This is a genomic window from Cellulomonas shaoxiangyii (assembly GCF_004798685.1).
Taxonomy (GTDB): Bacteria; Actinomycetota; Actinomycetes; order Actinomycetales; family Cellulomonadaceae; genus Cellulomonas; species Cellulomonas shaoxiangyii.
In genome coordinates, this window is record NZ_CP039291.1 from 3,827,028 (window position 1) to 3,847,978 (window position 20,951).

The window sequence follows — 20,951 nt, forward strand, 5'->3', positions numbered from 1 at the left end:
CGGGGACCGGTGCTCCGCCCGACGCCGGTCCGGCTCAGCCGCAGACGGCGCCCGCGTGCCCGGCCTGGTACGTCGTCAGGGCGCCCTGCCACCCGGCGACCTTGACGCCCGTGACGTTGACGTGGCCTGCGGCGACGCTCGTCCCCGGCGCGGTCCACGTGTGCTCGAAGGACGCCCCCGGCCACAGGACCGTCCCCGCGACCGTCCACCACGGGGTCGTCGCGGCGACGACCACGGGGACCCGCTCGGCGTTGCGCACGTGCACGGTGACCCGCGGCCGCCCGTCGACGCACTGCGCCTGCCCCGACACGGTGAGCGCCACCGCGCGCGGCGTGCCGGGCAGCGCCGACGGCGTCACCGACGCGGACGGTGCCGACGGCGCGGAGTCGCCCGCGGCGTTCGTCGCGACGACCGTGAACGTGTACGCGCGGCCGTTCGTCAGGCCGGTGACCTCGCACGACGTCGCGTCGGTCGTGCACGTCGCACCACCGGGCGACGCGGTGACGGTCGTCGCGGTGACCGGGCTGCCGCCGTCCTCGGCCGGCGGCGTCCACGACACCGTCGCGGCTCCGTCCCCGGCGGTGGCCCGCACGTCGGTGGGCGCCGCCGGCGGGGTGGCCGGCGGGGCGACCGCGCCCGGCCACGTCACGAGGACCTCGTCGCCGGCCGGGGACACCCGCTCCACCGTGATCCGGTTGATCGAGAAGGCGTTGCCGCCCCCGCCCCCGCGGACGCCGATGTTGCCGATCAGCCCGTCGGCCGGCTGCGACCCGTCCATCGTGATCTCGCTGACGAGGTCGTAGCTGCCCATGTTCACCATGCCGCTGTTGAAGTACGCGGGCAGCTGCGTGGCGACCTGGTTCGCGGCGTACGGGTGGGCGTTGACGAGCGCGCCGTCGGCGCTCGTGTAGCCGCCGTTGGTGTTGTCCCTGACCCAGCGGACCCGGATCGCCGTCGTGCCCTTGGCGGTGTAGTTCACCGTGACGCGGTAGGTCGCGCCCGGCTCGGGCCGGAACGCCACCTCGCCGTCGTCCGTCGTGGACCACGGCCACGCCGACGCGTCGTCGCCGAGGACGATGTTCGCCCCGCTCCAGGGGTCGCCGGCCGAGGTGTCGAAGACGTGCACGCCGGGGACGGGAGCGGGCTCCTGGCCGCCCGTGGTGTCGATGTACTCGTGCGTGGCGAGGAACTCGTCCGGGTAGAGGATGCCCAGGAGCGCGAGCTTGGCGTTGCCGTCGTAGTCGTACGGCATGGCGAACTCGCCGCCCTTCCAGCCGGTCACCACGTCGCGGACGCCCGCGAGCTTCACGGCGGTGACGACCTTGGGGTTGCCGGTCGTGTTGGCCGGGCCGGCCGCGTAGTCGCGGTAGATGCGGAACAGCTCGGCGTACTTCATGCCCTGGTTGTTCTCGTTCTCGGGCGTCAGCTCGCCGGGCGGCAGGGCGATGTCCATCTCCGTGACGTTGACCTCGACGTTCCCCAGCGTCGCGAAGAGCCGGATGTTCTCCTCGACGTCCGCGACGTCGGTGGCCAGGCCGTAGTGGCCCTGCATGCCGATGACCTCGATCAGCGGCTTGCCGTCGGGCCGGACGCCGGCGTGGCGGGCGTTGATGTCCTTGACCATCTCGTAGACGACGCGGGCCTTGGCCGGGGAGTCCAGGCCGAAGTCGTTGTACGTGAGCTTCACGTCCCAGCCGTTGGCGTCGACCACCTCGGCCGCCTTGAGGAAGGCGAGCTCGACCCACTCGGCGCCCAGCGCCTGGTACCAGCCCTCGCCCTTGGCCAGCGAGGCCCGCCAGTCGGCGGGGTTCGCGGTGCCGACGGCCTCGTTGACCACGTCGATCGCGACCAGGCGCTCGCCGAAGTGCCCGAGCACCGTCTCGATGTGCGTGTTCAGGTTCTCCAGCGCCACCGCGCGGTCGAACGTGCCCGGCTGGTCGAACCGGGCCGGGGGCGCGTCCCACATCCACGTCGGCGTCTGGGAGTGCCAGGCGAGGGTGTGGCCGTAGAACGCCAGGTCGGGGTTGCGCGCCGCGTGCTCGGCGAAGGCCGCCTCCGCCGCGTCGAACGTGAAGACGCCCTTGTCCCGCTGGGTGCTCTCGGGCTTCATCTCGTTGCCCGGCGTGTAGGACGCGTAGTTGTGGATGAGGCCGTTCATCTCGCCGCGGCCGAAGATGCCGAAGGAGAAGTAGTCCGCGTAGACCTCCTTCATCGGCGGGTAGTGCTCGAAGGTCTGCCCGGGGGGCGGGAGCTCCGGCTCGGGGGGCGCGACGGCCGCGTGCCCGGTCCCCAGCGCGGTGAGCGTCATCAGGCCGGCGACCAGGCCGGCCACGACCGGCCGCATCACCCTGCGCCCCCGGCGGGGGTGCCGCGAGGGGCGCCCCCGTCCGCTCGCCGTGAGTTCTCGTCGCGGATCCGACATGGGACCTCCAGTGATGCCCGGCGCACCGTTGCGCGGGGAGGGTGGTGGCAACATTGCCAACGTTGCACGTGGCGTTGCCAGCGTCGCCGGAGGCGCGAGGCACTGTCAAGGCCACACGCGACGCGTGGCGCGAGCCGCGATGGGGACCCCGGCAGAGGCCGTGTCGGCGGGGTGGACGGCCCGGCCCCATACCGGACATCTTGGGCATGCTGAACCGGTGCAGCCGCCGACCCGCCCCGAGGATCAGGAGTTCGCGCGCCTCCTGATCGCCGCCCGGGAGCACCGGGGCATGTCCCAGGAGTCGCTGGCCGAACGCTCGGGGGTGAGCGTCCGGGCGATCCGTGACCTGGAGCGCGGCCGGGTCGGCCGACCCCGACGTCAGTCGGCGCAGCTGCTGGCTGCCGGGCTGGGGCTGGCCGGTGCCCGCGCGCGGGAGTTCCTGGCGGCCGCCGGGGTGGCGGCCGATCCCGGGACCACGTCGGACGGCTTCTGCTCCCTGCCGCCCCCGCCGGTCCTGGCCGGCCGGCAGGCCGAGCTCGCCGCGCTGGTCGCCGGCGTCTCCGCCCACGACGACGGACGCCCGGGCGGCGTGGTCCTCATCAGCGGGCAGCCCGGTGTCGGCAAGACGGCCGTGGCGGTCGCGGCGGGTTACGCGCTGGCGGACCGGTTCCCCGACGGGCAGCTGTTCGTCTCGCTGCACGGTGCCGATGCCGCCCCGCTGTCGCCCGCGGACGCCCTCGGGCAGGTGCTCGTGGCCCTCGGCGCCGGGCCGGGCCTGCCGACCAGGCTGGAGGAGCGCACGGCGCTGTACCGGGCGCAGCTGCACCGGCGCCGCGTCCTGCTGGTCCTGGACGACGCGGCGTCCGAGGCGCAGGTGCGGCAGCTGCTGCCGGTCGGCGGCTCGCTCGCCCTGGTGACCGCGCGGCGCCGGCTGGCCGGGCTGCACGTCACCGACCGGGTCTTCCTGGACGTGCTCGACGAGGCGGGCGCCGGCCGCATGGTGGAGTCCATCGTCGGGTCGCAGCGCTGCGACGCCGAGCCGGAGGCCGTGGGCCTGCTCACCGCGGCCTGCGGGCGGCTCCCCCTGGCCCTGAGGGTCGCGGCCAACCGGCTGGCGAGCCGGCCGCACTGGACGCTCCGCCAGCTCGTCGACCGGCTCGCCGACGAGCGCAGGCGGCTGAGCGAGCTGAAGGCCGGCGACCTGAGCGTGCGGGGACCGTTCGAGATGTCGTACGGGCAGCTGAGCGGGCGCGCGGCGACCCTGTTCCGGCGGCTGGCCCTGCTCGCGACCGGCGAGTTCGACGGCGGCCTCAGCGCACCCCTGCTCGGCACCGGCCGGTGCGCGGCGGACGGCCCGCTGGACGAGCTGGTGGAGGCGAGCCTGATCGAGTCGACCGGCCCGGACCGGTACCGGCTGCACGACCTCACCCGGATCTTCGCCGCCTGCAAGCTCACGGCCGACCCCGCGTCCGAGCGCGACGCCGCCCGGCTCCGGCTCGACGACTTCGTGCTGGTCACGACGATCCGCGCCGGGGCGCACTTCGACGCTGACGAGACCGTGCAGACCCGGCTGCGGCGGTGGGACGGCGGGTGGACGCCGGGGAGCAGGGACGAGGCGGCGCGCTGGCTGGCGCTGGAGTCGGCGCAGTGGCTCGCGTCGCTGCACCGCGCCGCGCACGAGGGCCGGTACGCCCTGGTGGTGGACGTCTGCGAGGCGATGCACTGGTACTCGGACCGCCACCACGCCGCCGAGGTCTGGCCGCAGGTGTTCACGCTCGGCGTGCAGGCGGCCCGGGCCGGCGGACTGCGCGCGCACGAGGCGCAGCAGCGCAACTACCTGGGGTGGGCGCTGCACATCTGCGCGGGCCGGCGCACCGCGGCCGTCGCGGAGCACGAGTCGGCGCGGGCGATCGCGCGCGAGGCGGGCGACCGGAAGGAGGAGGCGTGGGCGCTGATGTACCTGAGCTGGCTCCAGGTGCGCGAGGAGCCGGACGAGGCGATCGCACGGTGCCGTGACGCGGTGCGCCTGATGGCCGGCGCCCGCCACGTGCAGGGCACCGCGCACGCGCGGTTCTACCTCGGCGTCGTCCTGCACGAGGCGGGGCGGTTCGCGGAGGCGGAGGACGAGCTGCGCGAGGCCGAGGACGGGCACCTGGCGCAGCTCGTGGCCGACGGGGCGGACGTCCAGGCGGCCGACGGCCTCGGGTTCGTCCGTCTGTGGCGGGCGCGCAACCTCCTGCGCCTCGACAGCCCGCAGCCGGCGCTGCGCAAGGCGCAGGAGGCGGCCGACGGGTTCCGCGAGCAGCGCAACCCGCGGGGCCTGGCGCGCGCGCTGCTGGCGGCGGCCGAGGCGGACGCGCAGCAGGGCGACCTCCGGGGGGCGATCCGCCGCCTCGACGTGGCCGCCGACCTGTTCGCGCAGCTGGCGGCGACCCGGTTCGAGGCCGAGTCCCTGCTCGTCGCGGCCGACCTGTACGAGCGGGTCGGCCGCCGGGACCGCGCGCTCGCGACCTGGGAGCGCGCCTCGGAGCTGGCCGCGCAGATCGAGGGAGAGCAGGGGCGGCTGCTGCGCGAGCGCGCGTCGAGGGGCTCGACCGCCCCCTGACCGGAGCGCCCCGCTTTCGCCGGTTCCGGCAGTTCCGCCCCGGTTCCTGCCGGTTCATCTGCCTGTCCGTGCACCGCCACCGATGCTGGACTGGGCCGGCCGGCGGTCGTGGACCAGCGGCTGCACGACGGGACGGGTGGTCGCAGGACCGGACCCCGGCCCCGACGGAGCAGTCACCTCTCGGGCTCTGCCCGTGCCGCACGCGCCCGGGGCCTCCCGGGACGCCGGTCGACGCCGACGTCGACACCGCAGCCCGCAGCAGCACCTGGCCGAGACGTCGACATCCCCTGGGGGACACACCATGCGCCCGACCGCACCCCGGCACGCCCTGCCGGCCGCACACGGTGCGGACACCGGGGACGCGGCGAGCCCGTCGGTCCTGCTGTTCTCCGGGTTCGGGGCCTCCGGTCCCGGCCACGTCCGTCAGCTCCAGGAGCTCTACCGCCGGCCGTCCTACCGGCCGCTGCTGGAGGCGGCCTCGGACGCCGTCGACCGGGCGGTCCACCGGTTCGGCGAGCCGGGCGTCCAGCACCTGCTGCCCGGGGGCATCCCGCTGCGGGCGTGGCTGCGCGCAGCGACCCCGCCCCCGGCGGCTGCCCTGCGCCTGTCCGCCGTCGAGGGCGTGCTGACGCACCTGAGCCACCTGTGCCTCCTGCAGCCGGACGAGGGGGCTGCCGCTGCGGCGCACCGCGCGGCGCCCACGGTCGGGCCGGCCACCGGGCCGGTCGTCGGCCTCGGTCACAGCCTCGGGCTCATCTCGGCGGTCGTCGCGGGGCTCCGCCGCGAGGGTGGGCAGCAGTTCCTCCGCGACGCCCACGAGTCCATGACGATGACCGTGCTCACGCTGCTGCGCTGCCAGGAGGCGGCCGGTGACCAGCGACCGGACCCGGCCCTCGCACGCCGTTACGGCGAGCTCGGTGGTGGACGCGACCGTCCCGGCCCCATGGCCGCCGTGTCGGGGGTGGACGTGGCGACGGTCCGCGACCTGGTGGCCGAGCACCACGCCGGCGGTGGGCAGCCCGTCGAGGTCGGGCTCGTGAACGGCCCCCGGGACGCCGTGCTCTGCGGGAGCCCCACCGGGCTGCTCGAGCTCTGGTCGCGGCAGCAGGGCACCCTGGCCGGCGCGGGCGCGAGCTGGGCGTTCCTGAACAGCTCCGTGCCCTTCCACAACAGCCGGCTGGCGCCGGTCCTCGACCACCTGGCCGCCGACCGCGAGTGGGCGAAGGCGTCGATCTCCGGTGAACGGCTGGCGGCGCCCGTCTACGCCACGGACGAGCCCCGGAACCTGCAGCAGGTCACCGACCTCTACACCGACTGCCTCTCCCAGGTCATCTGCCGGCCGTTGGACTGGACGGCGACGCTGCGCTCGGTGATGGCCGAGCACCGGCCCTCCCGGGTCTACGACTTCGGGCCCGGGGTGGCCGTGCGGATGTTCACCCGCAAGTACCTGGAGCAGCGGGGCCACGCCCTGGAGTACGTCTCGGTCCGCTCGCCCCCGGCGCGCTGACGCTCGTCCTGCCACCGGCGCCACCGCAGGGCCGGCGGGTCACATCCGATCGAACGAGAGGCTCACACATGCGTGCCCTGGTATTCGCCGGGCAGGGGATCCAGCGCAAGGGGATGGGCGCCGGCCTGTTCGAGCGCTACGACGCCCTCGTCGCCGAGGCGGACAGCGTCCTCGGCTGGTCCCTGCGCGAGCTCTGCGAGACGGGTGACACCGGCCGCCTGACGGACACCCGCTACGCCCAGCCGGCCATCTTCATGGTCAACGCGCTGCACGCCCTCGCGCGGGCCGACGAGGGCGGCGGCGACTACCCCGTGTACGCCGGCCACAGCCTCGGTGAGCTCAACGCGCTGGTCGCCGCCGGGATGCTGGACCTGGTCACCGGGCTGCGCCTGGTGCGGGAGCGCGGCCTGGCGATGGCGGCGGTCACCGGCGGTGGCATGGTGGCGGTGACCGGGCTCGGCGCCGACCGCGTCGAGCAGGTGGTCCGGGGCAGCGGCCTGACGCAGGTCTTCCTGGCCAACCGCAACAGCGACCAGCAGGTGACCCTCGGCGGCGAGAGCACCCAGCTCGGCCTGGCGTCCCGGCTGCTGCGCTCCGCGGGCGCCCGGCAGGTGCTCCCGCTGCGCGTCGGCGGCGCGTTCCACACCCCGCTGATGGCGCCGGCGCAGGCGCGGTTCGCCCGGGCCCTCGAGGGCGTCACGTTCACCCGCGGGCACGGGGTCGTCGTCTCCGGCGTCACCGGTGCGGAGGTGGACCCGGACTCCGCGCCCGCGCTGCTCACGCGGCAGATCGTGGCACCGGTGCAGTGGGTCGAGGTGGTCCGTCGGATGCGCCGGCTCGGCGTCACCGAGGTCGACGAGCTGGGCAGCACGACGCTCACGACGATGATGCGGGCGGTCCGGTGACCGCGCCCGGGACGACGACGCCCGCGACGGCCGCGCCCCCGGCCGTGGTGGGCGACGTCGCCGAGGTGGTGCCGACCCGCGTCGGGCCCGTCCTGCGGCTGGCCGCGACGGACCGGATCGCGAACGCCGACCCGGCCATGTACCTCGAGTGCCGCCAGCGGCAGGCCCTGTCGTACCTGCGCGCGGTGACCGCCTCCGCCGACCTGCTCAAGTACCGGGCACTGGGCAGCACCGCCGAGTTCCACCGGCACTGCGCGATCCAGCAGCAGCCGCGCTGGACCATGTCGCAGGACCTGTGCGGGCCCGAGGACCTCGCGGCGCTCGGGTACGAGGTCCAGCTGCTCGGCCACGCCGACCTCGGCCTCCTGCCGCGGCTGCGCGAGCTGGTGCAGGCCGGTCAGCCGGTCACGTTCTACGCGCCGGCCGAGGACGTCGGCTACTGGGCCGACCTGCTGCGCCGCCGTGGACGCCCCGACGGCGGCGGGCGCGGCGCGCACGGCGTCCTGGTCTGCGGCGTCTCGCTGGACGGCGAGTGGCTGGTGACCCCGGACACGACCGACGAGGGGCCCGAGTTCCGCACCGAGCTCCTCTCCGTGGCGGGGCTCAGGGTGGCCGCCGCCGCCGACCCCGAGGGCTGGTTCGTGGACGCCCTGAGCCTGCGTCGGGCTGCTCCCGCGCAGCCCGACGTGTTCGCGGACCGCTACCGCGAGATGGTCACCGGCCTGCAGGACGGGTTCGAGGCGTACGAGGCGCTGCCCCAGCTGCTCGCGGCCGACCGGGCCCGGCGCCCGGACCTCGACCAGCAGGTCGCGAGCACCGACCTGCTGCGGATGCTCGCCGGGTCGCGGGGCCTGTTCAGCCAGTTCGTGCGGAACACGTCGCACAGCGGGCCCGCGGTGGCCACCTACCGGGCCCTGGGGGTGAGCCTGTCCCGGCTGCTCGGCCGCGCCATGGGCTACGTCGCGGGCGACGGGCCCGCCGACCTCGGTTCGTGGCGACGCGACCTGCGGACCCTGCGCACGGCCGAGGTCACGGGCCTGCGCCGCCTGAAGGACGAGCTGGCTGCCGGCCCCGTGTCGGTCGCCCTCCCCGCCGAACGTGACCGACCGACGCCTCCCCAGCCGCACTGAGAGAAGGGCTCCCCGCATGGACATCGCCATCATCGGACTCGCCGTCGACGTCCCGGGCGCAGGCGACCCGCAGGCCCTGTGGGACCTCGTGACGGCCGGCGGCAGCACGAGCCGGCCGTTCCCCGCCCAGCGCCGCCAGGACGTCGACGAGTTCGTCCGCTACCGCGACCGCGCGTCGCTGGGGCAGGAGCCGGACGCGGGCGCCCCCGAGTACCACCGGGCGGGCTACCTGGACCGGATCGACCTCCTCGACCACGAGTTCTTCGGGATGACCCCGGCCCAGGCAGCGGTCGCGGACCCGCACCAGCGGCTGGTCCTGCGCACGACGTACCGGGCCCTCGAGGACGCGGGGTACGTGGGCCCGCGGGTCCGCGGGTCCCGCACCGGCGTCTTCGTCGGCTTCGCGGCCAACCCCGGGCAGGACTACGCGCACTACTGGAGCACCGTCGACCCCTCGCTGAACCAGCTCGGCATCACCGGGAGCATCCCGACCATGCTGGCCAACCGCATCTCCTTCCTGCTCGACCTGCAGGGCCCGAGCATGGTGGTCGACAGCGCCTGCTCCGCGTCGCTGGTCGCCGTGCACCTGGCCCGGACGGCGCTGCTGGCCGACGACTGCGACCAGGCCGTGGTCGCGGGTGCGCGCATCATGCTGCTGCCGGTGCAGCGCGCGTCCACCCGGATCGGGATCGAGTCCTCCGACGGGGAGACCCGCACCTTCGACGCGTCCGCGGACGGCACCGGGATGGGCGAGGGGTCGGGCGCCCTCGTGCTCAAGCGGCTCGACCGGGCCCTCGCGGACCGCGACCAGGTCCTCGCGGTGATCAAGGGCAGCGGCGTCAACCACGACGGCGCGTCGCAGTCGATGACCGGGCCGGACGCGGCGTCCCAGGCCCGGCTGCTCACGTCGACGTGGCAGCGCTCGGGGGTCGACCCGCGCACCCTCGGGTACGTCGAGGTGCACGGGACCGCGACCCGCGTCGGCGACCCCGTCGAGGTCGACGGGCTCACCCGGGCGTTCCGCACGGTGACGGACGAGCGCGGGTTCTGCGCGGTCGGCACGGTCAAGACCACGATCGGGCACCTCTTCGAGGGCTCCGGCGTGCTCGGGATGATCAAGGCCGTCCAGGGGCTGCGGAACCGGCAGATCGCCCCGCTGTCGTACCTGCGCGAGCCGAACCCGGCGATCGCGTTCGAGGACTCCCCGGTCCGGTTGCCGACCGAGCTCGAGCCGTGGCCGCTGCGTGACGGCGTCCGCCGCGGCGCGGTGAGCGCGTTCGGGCTCGGCGGCACGAACGCCCACGTGGTGCTCGAGGAGTGGGTCGGCGACGCGGAGGTCCCGGCGGGGCCCGGCGGGACCGGCTACCTCTTCACGGTCAGCGCCCGGACCGACCGGTCGCTGCGCCTCGTGCTGCGCGCGCTGCACGAGCGGCTGGCCCGCGGCGACCTCGACGGTCGCACGGCGGACGTCTGCTACACCTCGAACGTCTCGCGCTCCCACCACGGCCGCAGGGCCGGGTTCGTGGTGCGGGACGTCGGCGAGCTGCGTGCCGCCCTCGCCGCCGCCCTGGCCGGGGAACCGGCACCGGGGCCCGCCGTCCCCGGCGAGCGGGAGGTGCGGCTGGACCGGCTCCGCGCGGCGTGGGTCGAGGGGGCGGACGTCGACCTCCTGGACCAGTTCGAGGACCACCCCGGGCCGGGGCCGCGCACCGTGAGCCTGGTGCCCTACGTGTTCGACGAGACGCGGGCCTGGGTCACCTTCCCCTCCGACTGGCACGCCCGGGGCCTCGGGGACGCCGGCGCGGCCGCCCAGTCGGGCGCCTACGCGGTCGAGTTCGTGCCCACCGATGCCGATGCCGTGGACGCCGACGGAGCGGTCCCGCCGTCCGCGTCGGTGGTCGCCCTCGTCGACGCGGACGCCGCGCACGGCGCGGGTGCCCGGCTCGCGGCGGCCCTCCCCGGCGTCCACCTGCTCGAGCTGTCCGGGACGGACGCCGACGCCGCCGACCGGATGGCGGCGGTCGTCGACCAGGTCGTCGCCGGTGACCACACCCACCTGGTGTTCGCCCTCGGGTTCGAGCCGGCCCGGGCCGCCGACGTGGCCGAGCTCGACCACCGGGTGGAGAAGAACCTGGTGGGCCTCTTCCTGCTCGCCAAGGCGCTGATGGAGCGGACCAGCCGGCTCAGCCTGGTCGTGCTCACCCGGCGCGCGCTGGCGGTGCACCCCGGCCGGGGCGACGCCGTGGCCGAGAACGCCGCGCTGGCGGGGCTGGCCAAGACGCTGGGCCAGGAGTACCCCGCCCTGAACGTGCGCATGGTGGACGTGGACGACGCCACCGCCGGGCACGTCCTCGGCCGGGAGCTGTGCCGCGGCGTCGCCGGCGTCGTCGCGCTGCGCGAGGGCGTGGTGTACGCCGAGCAGTTCAGCGAGGTCGCCGAGCTGGCACCCCCCGACGGTGCCGACGCCCTCGAGCCCGTCCAGGGACGGCCGGGGGGTGCCTACCTGATCACCGGCGGCACCGGCGGTCTGGGCCTGGCCATCGCGCGCCGCCTGGCGGTGCAGGCCCCCGGTGCGCACCTGTACCTGACCGGCCGGTCCGCCCCGCCCCCGCCCGAGGACTGGGAGCACCTCGCGTACTCCCCGTCCGCGCGCAGCGGCGACCCCGTCGCCGAGCGGGCGCGCGCGCTGCTGGAGCTCGTCGAGCTGGGCGCGGACGTCCGGGTGGAGTCCGGTGACGCCGGGGACGCGGGCCACCTCACCGACCTGGTCGGCCGGATCCGGGCGGAGCACGGGCGGCTCGACGGCGTGGTGCACGCGGCCGGGGTCCCGGGCGAGAACCTGATCATGTTCCGGGCCGTGGCGGACTTCCGCCGGGTGATCCGGCCGAAGATGCGCGGCGCCTTCCTCCTGCACGAGCTCACCCGGGACGACCCGCCGGACTTCGTCGTCCACATGTCCTCGGCGGCGGCGGTCTTCCCCTCGATGGGGCAGGGCGACTACGCGGCGGCCAACTACTACCTGGACACGCTGGCGATGTCGGCGCCGGAGGGCGCGGGGCGGGTGCTGGCCATCGACTGGGTGGCCTGGCGCGACACGGGCATGGCCGTGGCGACCGGGGCGAACGAGGACGGGGTCTTCCGGGCCCTGCGCACCCCCGAGGCGCTGGACCTGCTCTTCGACGGGCTGCGCTCGGACCGCCGCCGGTTCCTGGCCGGGCGGATCGACTACAGCAACGAGCTGACCGCGATCCTGCCCACGCACCGCATGGCCCTCTCCCCGGGGATCGCCACCCGGATCGACGAGGCGGTCGCCGCCTCGGCGGACCGGATGGAGCAGATCGCCGCGCGTGCCCGGGCCGCGATCGACGCGGTCGAGGTCGACCTGGTGGGCCGGCCCGGCGGCGGGTACTCGGACGTCGAGCTGTCGGTGGCCCGGTGCCTCGCCTACGCGACCGGGTCACGCACGGTCCCGGTGGACGCCGACCTGCGGGACCTGGGGATCGACTCGCTCGCGGTCGTGACCGTGACCAGCAACCTCAGCAGCGCTCTCGGCGTCGACCTGGACCCGGTGGACCTGCTGGGCGCGGCGTCCGTCGAGGAGATCGCCGCCGTGGTCGAGAGCCGCCGGTTCGAGTTCGCGGACCAGGGGCTCCTGGGATGACCGGAGCCGGCCTCACCGCCGCTCCGGGCCGTGCCGACCCGGCACCCACGCGCGCAGCGGGCACCCCCGCAGCCGAGCCGTCCCGGGTCGTGGCCGGCGTGCCCGCGCTGCTCCTGCGGCGGCCCGAGCTCCTGGTGGCCGCGGGCCTGTTCGTGGTGCTGCTCGCGACCGCCGGCAGGTACGGGTGGTTCAACGACGAGCTGTACTTCATCCGCGCAGGTCAGGAGCCGGCCTGGGCGTACGCGGACCAGCCGTTCCTCAACCCGGTCCTCCTCAGCCTGCTGCACGACCTGACCGGTGGCCACCTCGTCGCGGTGCGGGCGGTGGCGGCGCTGGCGAGCTGCGCCTGCGTCGTCCTCGTGGGGTCGATGGCGGGGTCGATGGGCGCGGGGGCCGCCGGCCGCGCGACCGCCGCGGGCCTGTGGGCGGGCACCGGCAGCGCCCTGGTCAACGGCCACGTGTTCGTCACCGGCACGTTCGACCTGCTCGCGAGCGCGGCGATGTGCTGGTGCCTGGTCCGGGCCATCGCCACCCGGGACCCCCGCTGGGTCGCCGTGGCGGGGCTGGCCCTGGGGTTCGGGCTGACCAACAAGATGCTCGTCGGCGCCCTGGCGGGGTGCCTGGCGCTCGCGCTGCTGCTCGTCGGCCCGCGCTGGGTGCTGCGTTCCCGCTGGACCGTGATCGGGGCGGTGCCCGCCGTCCTCGCGGCCGCGCCCTACGTGTACTTCCAGGCGACGCACGGCTGGCCGCAGAGCAGCGTCGCCGCCTCGATCTCGACGCTGGCCGAGACCCGGCCACCGGGTCAGCTGCTGGCCCAGCTCACGATGCTCTCGGTCCCTGCCGTGGCGCTGTGGGTCGGCGGCGTGGTGCACCTGTTCCGGACCGAGCGGCTGCGCCCGTTCCGGTTCTTCGCCGTCGGCTACCTGCTGCTGCTCGTCTCCGTGCTGGTGCTGCACGGGCGGGGCTACTACACCAACGGCGTGGGCCCGGTGCTGGCCGCCCTGGGCGGCCTGGCAGGCGAGGCGTGGCTGCGGCGCGGGCGCGCGGGGCGCTCCACGCGCGTGCGCCGCGCCGCCGTGGCGGCCACCCTCGGCGTCGCCCTCGCCGTCGGCGTGGTGTTCTCCCTCCCGGTGATCCCCGCCGCCCGGCTCGAGGCCAGCGGCGTGGGCCGGCTGAACCCGATGCTGATCGACGAGGTCGGCTGGCGCCGCGTCGCCGAGACCGTCGCGGAGGTCCACCGCAGCGTCCCCACCGCGCAGCGCGACGAGACCGTCGTCCTCACCACCAGCTACGCCAGCGCCGGGGCGGTCGACGTCTACGGCCCCGACCTCGGGCTGCCCCGGGCGTTCAGCGGGCACAACGGCTACGGCGCGTGGGGGCCGCCGACCGGTGACGGTCCCGTCATCCTCGTCGGGTTCGAGAGCCCGGCCGCGGTGTCCGGTGCCTTCCGGGGCTGCCGCCCGGCGGCGGTGACCGACAACGGCCTGGGACTGACCAACAGCACGCAGGGCCTGCCGGTGCTGCTGTGCGCGGGACCGCTCCGGCCGTGGCCCGAGCTGTGGCCCGAGCTGGTCCACCACGACCTGGGCCTGGACCGCACCCTGCCGGGCGCCGGGTCCTCGTGACCCGGGCGGCGAGGGCGCCGGAGCCGCCGGACCGTGCGGCGCCCGAGCCGCCGGAGCGCACGGGCCCGGTCGACCGCACGGACCTGACCCGCGGGCCGGTGCTGCGCCGGACCCTCGCCTACGCGCTGCCGGTGGCCGTGACCAACCTCCTGCAGCAGACGTACCTGCTGGTCGACACCGCGGTCGTCGGGCACCTCCTGGGGCGCCCGGGGATGGCGGCGGTGGGGGTCAGCCAGGGGCTGGTGTACGTGCTGTCGGCGGGGTCGTTCGGCATCGGCGGCGCGTTCGCGATCCGCCTCGGGCAGCTCAAGGGGGCCGGGCGGGACACCCGCGCGACCCTGCGCGCGCTCGCCCTGAGCACGGTCGCCTGGGCGCTGGTCTGCCTGGTCCTGACGCTCGGCCTGGCCGGGCCGGCGCTGGCCGCCATGGGCGCCGAGGGGCAGCTCGCGGACGACGCCCGCAGGTTCCTGACCACGCTCGGCTGCGGCCTGGTCGCCGTCTTCGCGCTCGGCTCGGTCACCGCCGTCCACGCCGGACGTGGTGACTCCCGCACCGCGATGCTGCTGCTCGCGTCGAGCAACGTCCTCAACGCGGCCCTCGTCTGGCTGTTCGTCGGACCGCTCGGCCTCGGGCTGGAGGGAGCCGCCCTGGCGACGATCGCGGCCAGCGGGCTCGCCGCGGTCGTCGGCCTGCGCGGGCTGACCCGCACGCGGGGTCGCCCCGACGCGCGAGCGGACGTCGGGGGCGTGCGGGCGGAGCTGCGGGCCGGCCTGAGCCTCGGCGCACCGATCACGGCGCAGCACCTGGTGATCGCGCTGGGCGCCACGCTGCTGCTCGGGATCGTCACCACCTCGGGGACCGCGGTGCTGGCCGGGGTGACGGTCGTGGTCCGGCTGGAGACGTTCGCCGCCCTGGCGTTCATCGCCCTCGCGTCCGGGCTGTCGGCGACGGTGGCCCAGAACGCCGGCGCCGGTCAACCGGACCGCATCCGGACGGCGCTGACCGGGTGCGTCCGGTTGACCGCCGGTCTCGGCGTCGTCGTCTCCGCCGTGCTGGTCCTCTGCCGTGACCTCGTGGCCACGCTGTTCGTCGCGGACCCGGCGGTGGCGGAGGTGATCAGCCGGTACGTCGCGATCACGTACCCGTTCTTCACCTGCTACCTGCTGATGGTCGTCGTCCACGGGTACCTCACGGGGCTGGGGCGGACGGCGGTGCCGCTGGTCTGCACGGTGCTGTCGTTCGCCGTCGTCCGGCTGCCGCTGTCGGCCGTCTGGAGCGACCGGTACGGGCTCGACGGCCTCATCTGGGCGGTCGTCGTCGGGTGGGTGGTGGGGCTGGCGTACACCGTGCTCGCCGTGCTGCCGGGCGGCCGGCGACCAGGGCGACCACGAGGCCCGGACCGCCGGCCGCTGGCCGTCGAGGCACGGGAGGCGACGCCGGCGTGAGCGTCTCGGTGGACGAGCGGCGGCACGAACCGCTGCACGGGCGCCGGGGACGGGTCGTCCCGTGGGTCCTGCGGTCGCTGCCCCTGACGGCGGTCCTGCTCGCGGTCGCGGTGCTGTACGGCACGAACCTGGGCGGCTACCCGGCCTTCGTCAACGACGACGAGGGGACGTACTACGCGCAGGCGTGGGCCGTGCTCACGCAGGGCCGGCTGACCCACTACTCCTACTGGTACGACCACCCGCCGCTGGGATGGATCCAGCTGGCCGCGGGGCTGCCGCTGGGGCGACGGCTGTCGGGCGACGCACCCGTGCTGGTCGGCGGGCGGGCCGTCATGGCCGCGGTGATGGTCGTCTCCGCGGCTCTGCTGCACCGCGTCGCGGGCAACCTGGGCCTGCCCCGGGCTGCGCGACTCGTCGTGGTCCTGGTCTGGTGCCTGTCCCCGCTGACGGTGTTCCTCGGGCGGCAGGTCCTGCTCGACTCCGTCGCGCTCGCGTGGCTGCTCGCCTCCGTCGCGGCGGCGACGGGCCCCGGCGACCGGCGTCGGCACGTGCTGTCCGGGCTGTGCTTCGGCATCGCCGTCCTCAGCAAGGAGACCGCCCTCCTCGCCGGGCCGGGCATCCTGGTGGCCCTGTGCACCGTCGGGGGCGGCCGGCCACGACGGCGGGCCGTCACCGACTGGCTCGCGGCCGCGGGGCTCGTGCCCGGGTGCTACCTCCTGGTCACCGCGCTCGCCGGCGACGCGCCGGCCCTGCTCGGCGCGGTCGCGTGGCAGCTCGGCGGCCGGGAGGGCTCGGGGTCCGTCCTGGACGCCGGCTCGGTGGCCCACGGGGTGCTCGCCTCGTGGCTCGCCCACGACCCGTACCTCCTCCTGGTCGGGACCGCCGTCGCGCCGCTCGCGCTCCTCTCGCGGACCGGCCGGGGCATCGCGCTGATCCCCCTCGTCCTGGTGGCAGCGGGGCTGCGGCCCGGGGGGTACCTGCCGGCCATGCACGCGATCCTCGTGCTGCCCTTCCTGGCCCTGGTCGTCGTGCACACCGCGTGGCGGGCGTGGCGGACCGTGCGGGACCGCGGGCACGCACCCGCTCCGCTCCCCCGGCCGGCCGCGACCGCCGCCCGGGCCGCCCCCGCGGTGCTGGTGGCCCTGGTGGCGGCCGCCGTGGTCGTGGTCGCCCCGCCGTGGGCGAGGGGTGCCCGTGCGGCCCTGACCCAGGACCACAACGCCCCCTACCGGCAGGCACTGGCGTTCGTCGCCACGCGCGTGCCGCGCGACACCGTCGTGCTCACCGACGACACCACCTGGAACGACCTGGTCCGCCTCGGCTGGAGCGGCGACGGGTGGGAGGGACCCCTCTGGCACTACAAGCTCGACCGGGACCCGGACGCCGCGGCCCACCTGCCCGACGGGTGGCGCGACGTCGACTACGTCCTCGCCGGCCGCGGCATGGGGTCGCTCCTCGGGACCGACGCCATCAGCTGGCAGCAGTCCCCGCAGGTGCTGAGCGCGTGGCAGAACAGCACGGTGGTGCGGGCGTGGGGCCCGGCGGACGCGCAGGTCGTGCTGCGCAGGGTCGACCCGGACGGCACCGACGGGTGCGTGCGGTGGACCTGCCCGGCGCACGAGCCGACGTGGTGAACCGAGCGCGAGGACGAGGTCGTCGCGCCGAGGACCGGACCACCGGTGGCCCAGGTCGTCGCGCACCGGCGATGCGAATGGATTCGGGCATGGCCACCCACGGTCCCGCGCCGCGACAGTGTGCTGGATCGATACAACGCCACGGGAGGGACGGTCATGTCGAGGACGCGCAGGACGACGGCAGGGGCTCTGCTGGGGGCGGTCGCGCTCGTCGCGGTGGGTGCGATCACGGCGGTGAGCACCCCCGCGCAGGCCGTGCAGACCACCACGAACGTCGCGTACGCCCCGGCGGAACCCGCGGGCAGCCGCGGCCACCTGCTGGACCTGTACGTCCCCGACGGCGCCGGCCCGTGGCCGCTCGTCGTCTGGTCCACGGGGTCCGCGTGGACGTCGGACGACGGCAAGTCCGGGGCGAGCGCGATCGCCCAGCAGCTCAACCCGCGCGGTATCGCCGTCGCCGGCGTCAGCGTCCGGTCCAGCTCGCAGGCGAAGTTCCCCGCGCAGGTGCACGACGTCAAGGCGGCGATCCGCTTCCTGCGCAGCAACGCGACGCAGTACCGGCTCGACCCGCAGCGCTTCGCCAGCATGGGCGACTCCTCGGGCGGATGGGTCGCCGCGATGGCTGCCGTCTCGGGCGGCGACGCGTACCTCGAGGGGCGGGTCGGCACCACGGGCGTGTCGAGCGCCGTGCAGGCGGGCGTCGACTTCTTCGGGCCCACCGACTTCTCCCGCCTGAAGGAGCAGAACCCCGGCGGATTCATCGACCATGACAGCATCAACGCCCCCGAGGGCCAGCTCCTCGGCTGCGCGACCCCGACCTGCCCGGACAAGGTGCGGCAGGCCAACCCCCTGGCGTACGTCGACGCCCAGGACCCGCCGATGCTCCTGCTGCACGGGCGGGCCGACAACGTCGTCCCGCACGCGCAGACCGAGATCTTCTACGACGCGCTCAAGGCCGCGTGCGTCGACACCCAGTTCTTCTCCGTGCCCGGTGCCGGTCACAGCCACGCCGACGTCACGAGCTCGTCGCGCTACGGCCAGCAGACGGTCCGCACCGTCGAGGGCTGCCGGGAGACGGTCACGCAGGGCACGCCGAACCCCAGCTGGGACACGATCGCCGCGTTCCTCAAGGACGCGTGGGCGGACGCGGGCCCGGGGCCGACCCCCTCGGTCACCCCGACGCCCTCGGTCACCCCGACTCCCTCGGTGACGCCCACGCCGTCCGTCACCCCCACGCCCTCCGTGACCCCGACGCCCACCCCCACCCCGACGCCCACCCAGGGCACGGGTGCCGGGTGCACGGCGACCTACCGGCTGGCGAACAGCTGGCCGAACGGCTTCGTCTCGGACGTGACGGTCACGGCAGGCAGCAGGGCGATCAACGGCTGGCGCGTCACCGTGACGCTGCCCTCCGGTGCCAGCGCGACGCAGGTGTGGAACGGGCAGTCCACCGCAGGCGCCCCGCTCACCGTGACCAACGCCTCCTGGAACGGGCGGGTCGAGGCCGGCCGCAGCACGACGTTCGGCTTCCAGGGCACCGGGAACGGAGCGGGTGCGACGGTGACGTGCGTCGCGTCCTGACCGTCGGCTGACTGACGCGCACCGGCGTACGCCGTGAGGTCCTGCAGCGCGGCAGGCACGGGGCCGGCGCGCGTCCGTCTCGGTCGCGCGGGTGGGTCAGAAGGTGAGCAGCACCTTGGTCGCGCGGCGCTCGTCCATGGCCTGGTAGCCCTCGGCGGCCCGCTCGAGGGGCAGCGTGAGGTCGAAGACCTTGCCCGGGTCGATCTCGCGGTCCCAGACGAGCCGGACGAGCTCGGGCAGGAACCGGCGCACGGGCGCGGGTCCACCGTGCAGGTGGACCCCGGAGAAGAACAGCTCCTCGCCGGGCAGCGAGACGTCGTGGGAGACCCCGACGTACCCGACGTGCCCCCCGGCGCGGGTGGCGCGGATGGCCTGCGTCATCGACTCCTGCGTGCCGACGGCCTCGATCGTGCTGTGCGCGCCGAGCCCGCCGGTGAGCTCCTTGACCCGCTGGACGCCGGCGGCGCCGCGCTCCTCGACGACGTCCGTGGCGCCGAAGTCGCGGGCGAGCGCCTGCCGGTCGGGGTGCCGCGACATGGCGATGATCCGCTCGGCGCCGAGCTGCTCGGCCGCGAGCACGCCCAGCAGGCCGACCGCGCCGTCGCCCACCACGGCAACCGTCTTGCCGGGGCCGGCCTCGGCAGCGACCGCGGCGAACCAACCGGTGCCGAGCACGTCCGACGCCGCCAGCAGCGACGGGATCAGGTCCTCGTCGGGCATGGCGGGGGTGGCGACGAGCGTGCCGTCGGCGAGAGGGATCCGCGCGTACTCCGCCTGCGCGCCGGGGACCGCGCCGGGCCCGCGGTGCACGCAGTGGGTCTGGTAGCCGGCCCGGCAGATCTCGCAGGTGTTGTCGGAGGAGAAGAACGAGCCCACCACGAAGTCGCCGAGCGCGATGCTGGTGACGTCCGAGCCGATCTCCTCGACCACGCCGACGTACTCGTGGCCCATCGGCTGGTGGTCGACGTCGTCGGCGCCGCGGTAGGGCCACAGGTCCGACCCGCAGATGCAGGTGGCGGCGAGCTTGACGATCGCGTCGGTCGGCTCGACGATCGTCGGCCGCTCGGTCTCGTCGACCCGGACGTCGCCCGGGGCGTACATGACGACTGCGCGCATGGTGGTGGCGCCTCTCTGTCGGTGTACCCGCCGGCGAACCCCAGCGTGCGCGCGCCGGGGAGCCCTTGTCGAGGGGTGTGCCGCCGGTACACCGCTCACACGGACTCCCTCGGCGGGCACGCCGGGCCTACCGTCGCGAGCATGGGCATGGACGACCGGGCAGACGTACGCGAGCTCCTCATGTCGCGGCGCGCGGAGGTCACCCCCGACACCGCCGGCGTGATCGGCGGGACCAACCGGCGCGTACCGCGCGTCCACGACGACGGGACCCGCAGATGAACCTCCAGGACTTCCTCGACCACGTGCAGGCCAGGACGGTCATCGAGGCCGGCTCGGCGCAGCACGCCTTCATCGTCGAGACGGCCCAGCACGCGCTGCGCACCACCGCCGAGCTCAACAGCGGCTATCGCACCCCGGACGACGTCAGGCGCCTGCTCTCGCAGCTGACGGGGCGGGCGGTGCCCGAGTCGGTGACGCTCTTCCCACCGTTCTACTGCGAGTTCGGCAGGAACCTCACGCTCGGCGAGGACGTGTTCATCAACATGGGCTGCACGTTCCAGGACGCCGGAGGCATCACCATCGGGGACGGCACCCTCATCGGCCACGGCAGCACCGTGGTCACCCTCGACCACGCGGTCGACCCCGCCCGTCGGTCCGACATGCTCCCCGCACCCGTCGTCATCGGTCGCCAGGTCTGGCTCGGCGCCCGCGTCACCGTCGTCCCCGGTGTCACCATCGGTGACGGCGCGATCGTCGGCGCCGGCGCCGTCGTCACCAAGGACGTGCCCGCGAACACGATCGTGGCGGGCGTCCCCGCGCGACCGATCGGCCCCACAGGCGCACCATGACCGTGGGGAGGCACAACGGCCTCCTGGGGCTCGCGCTGGCGTTCTCCCTCGCTCGCCGCGTGCACCGCCACGCCCAAGCGGACGGGAGTACGACGGCACCTGACCCGAGGACCCCGCGGCCCCTCACCTCAGGTGCCGGTCGAAGAACCGGCAGGTGTCCTCCAGCTCGAACCTCGGGGTGTCGAGGTGCCCTCCCCTGTTGGCGTGCAGCGTCTTCTCCGTGCTGCCGAACGCGTCGAACAGGTCCAGGGCCCGCTGCCGAGGGTGGCCTGCGTCGTCCCACTGCAGCAGGAGGAGCAGCGGGGCGGTGACGTGCCGGGCCTCCTCGTGCTGGGCGCGAGGGACGTAACCCCCGGCGAAGAGACCGGCGGCCGCGATGCGCGGCTCGGCCGCGGCCAGCCGGACGCCGAGCGCCGCCCACCCCGCGTACCCGACCGGCCCGTCGATCAAGGCCATCTGACGGCGCGGCCCC

The 20,951-nt window shown here is 75.3% G+C and carries 14 protein-coding genes; 11 read left to right on the top strand and 3 right to left on the bottom strand.

Annotation, left to right across the window (positions count from 1 at the left end):
* Positions 1-34: 34 nt before the first annotated feature.
* Complete coding sequence (locus E5225_RS17015) at positions 35-2,332, bottom strand: endo-1,4-beta-xylanase (protein ID WP_166435876.1); 2,298 nt, start codon at positions 2,330-2,332, stop codon at positions 35-37.
* 307 nt (positions 2,333-2,639) lie between these two features.
* Between E5225_RS17015 and E5225_RS17020 the strand changes: the two genes are divergently transcribed.
* From E5225_RS17020 to E5225_RS18080, 9 genes are all read left to right on the top strand, one after another.
* A complete protein-coding gene (locus E5225_RS17020; RefSeq protein ID WP_166435877.1) occupies positions 2,640-5,027 on the top strand; it encodes an ATP-binding protein in 2,388 nt (795 codons plus the stop codon).
* Between the two features lie 301 nt (positions 5,028-5,328).
* Positions 5,329-6,534, top strand: a complete 1,206-nt coding sequence (locus tag E5225_RS17025; RefSeq protein WP_135972141.1) for an ACP S-malonyltransferase — start codon at positions 5,329-5,331, stop codon at positions 6,532-6,534.
* 68 nt (positions 6,535-6,602) lie between these two features.
* Entirely contained in the window at positions 6,603-7,439 is an 837-nt protein-coding gene (locus E5225_RS17030; RefSeq protein ID WP_135972142.1) for an ACP S-malonyltransferase, read from the top strand.
* Positions 7,436-8,569 (top strand): hypothetical protein, encoded by a 1,134-nt coding sequence (locus E5225_RS17035; protein WP_135972143.1) that lies wholly within the window; start codon positions 7,436-7,438, stop codon positions 8,567-8,569. Before E5225_RS17030 ends, E5225_RS17035 begins: the two co-directional genes overlap by 4 nt.
* Before the next feature lie 16 nt (positions 8,570-8,585).
* Positions 8,586-12,230: a type I polyketide synthase gene (locus E5225_RS17040; protein ID WP_135972144.1), complete on the top strand. Its 3,645-nt coding sequence runs from the start codon at positions 8,586-8,588 to the stop codon at positions 12,228-12,230.
* Entirely contained in the window at positions 12,227-13,855 is a 1,629-nt protein-coding gene (locus E5225_RS17045; RefSeq protein ID WP_135972145.1) for a glycosyltransferase family 39 protein, read from the top strand. The genes E5225_RS17040 and E5225_RS17045 overlap by 4 nt, the downstream gene beginning before the upstream one ends.
* A complete protein-coding gene (locus E5225_RS17050; protein ID WP_166435878.1) occupies positions 13,852-15,300 on the top strand; it encodes an MATE family efflux transporter in 1,449 nt (482 codons plus the stop codon). Before E5225_RS17045 ends, E5225_RS17050 begins: the two co-directional genes overlap by 4 nt.
* The gene (locus tag E5225_RS17055; RefSeq protein ID WP_135972147.1) at positions 15,297-16,934 is read left to right on the top strand and encodes an ArnT family glycosyltransferase; all 1,638 of its coding nucleotides are present in this window, start codon (positions 15,297-15,299) and stop codon (positions 16,932-16,934) included. The genes E5225_RS17050 and E5225_RS17055 overlap by 4 nt, the downstream gene beginning before the upstream one ends.
* Before the next feature lie 156 nt (positions 16,935-17,090).
* A complete protein-coding gene (locus E5225_RS18080) occupies positions 17,091-18,515 on the top strand; it encodes a cellulose binding domain-containing protein (protein ID WP_135972148.1) in 1,425 nt (474 codons plus the stop codon).
* Between the two features lie 96 nt (positions 18,516-18,611).
* Here E5225_RS18080 and E5225_RS17065 read toward each other — a convergent pair whose 3' ends face one another.
* Positions 18,612-19,631, bottom strand: a complete 1,020-nt coding sequence (locus tag E5225_RS17065) for a zinc-dependent alcohol dehydrogenase family protein (protein ID WP_135972149.1) — start codon at positions 19,629-19,631, stop codon at positions 18,612-18,614.
* A 141-nt stretch (positions 19,632-19,772) separates the two neighbouring features.
* On the opposite strand from E5225_RS17065, the gene E5225_RS17070 reads away from it, so the two are divergent.
* Positions 19,773-19,910 (top strand): hypothetical protein, encoded by a 138-nt coding sequence (locus E5225_RS17070; protein WP_208012444.1) that lies wholly within the window; start codon positions 19,773-19,775, stop codon positions 19,908-19,910.
* Entirely contained in the window at positions 19,907-20,479 is a 573-nt protein-coding gene (locus tag E5225_RS17075) for a sugar O-acetyltransferase (RefSeq protein WP_135972150.1), read from the top strand. Before E5225_RS17070 ends, E5225_RS17075 begins: the two co-directional genes overlap by 4 nt.
* A gap of 123 nt (positions 20,480-20,602) precedes the next feature.
* On the opposite strand, the gene E5225_RS17080 is transcribed toward E5225_RS17075, so the two are convergent.
* On the bottom strand, positions 20,603-20,935 hold the full coding sequence (locus tag E5225_RS17080; RefSeq protein WP_243738072.1) for a hypothetical protein: 333 nt from the start codon (positions 20,933-20,935) through the stop codon (positions 20,603-20,605).
* Positions 20,936-20,951: the final 16 nt, after the last annotated feature.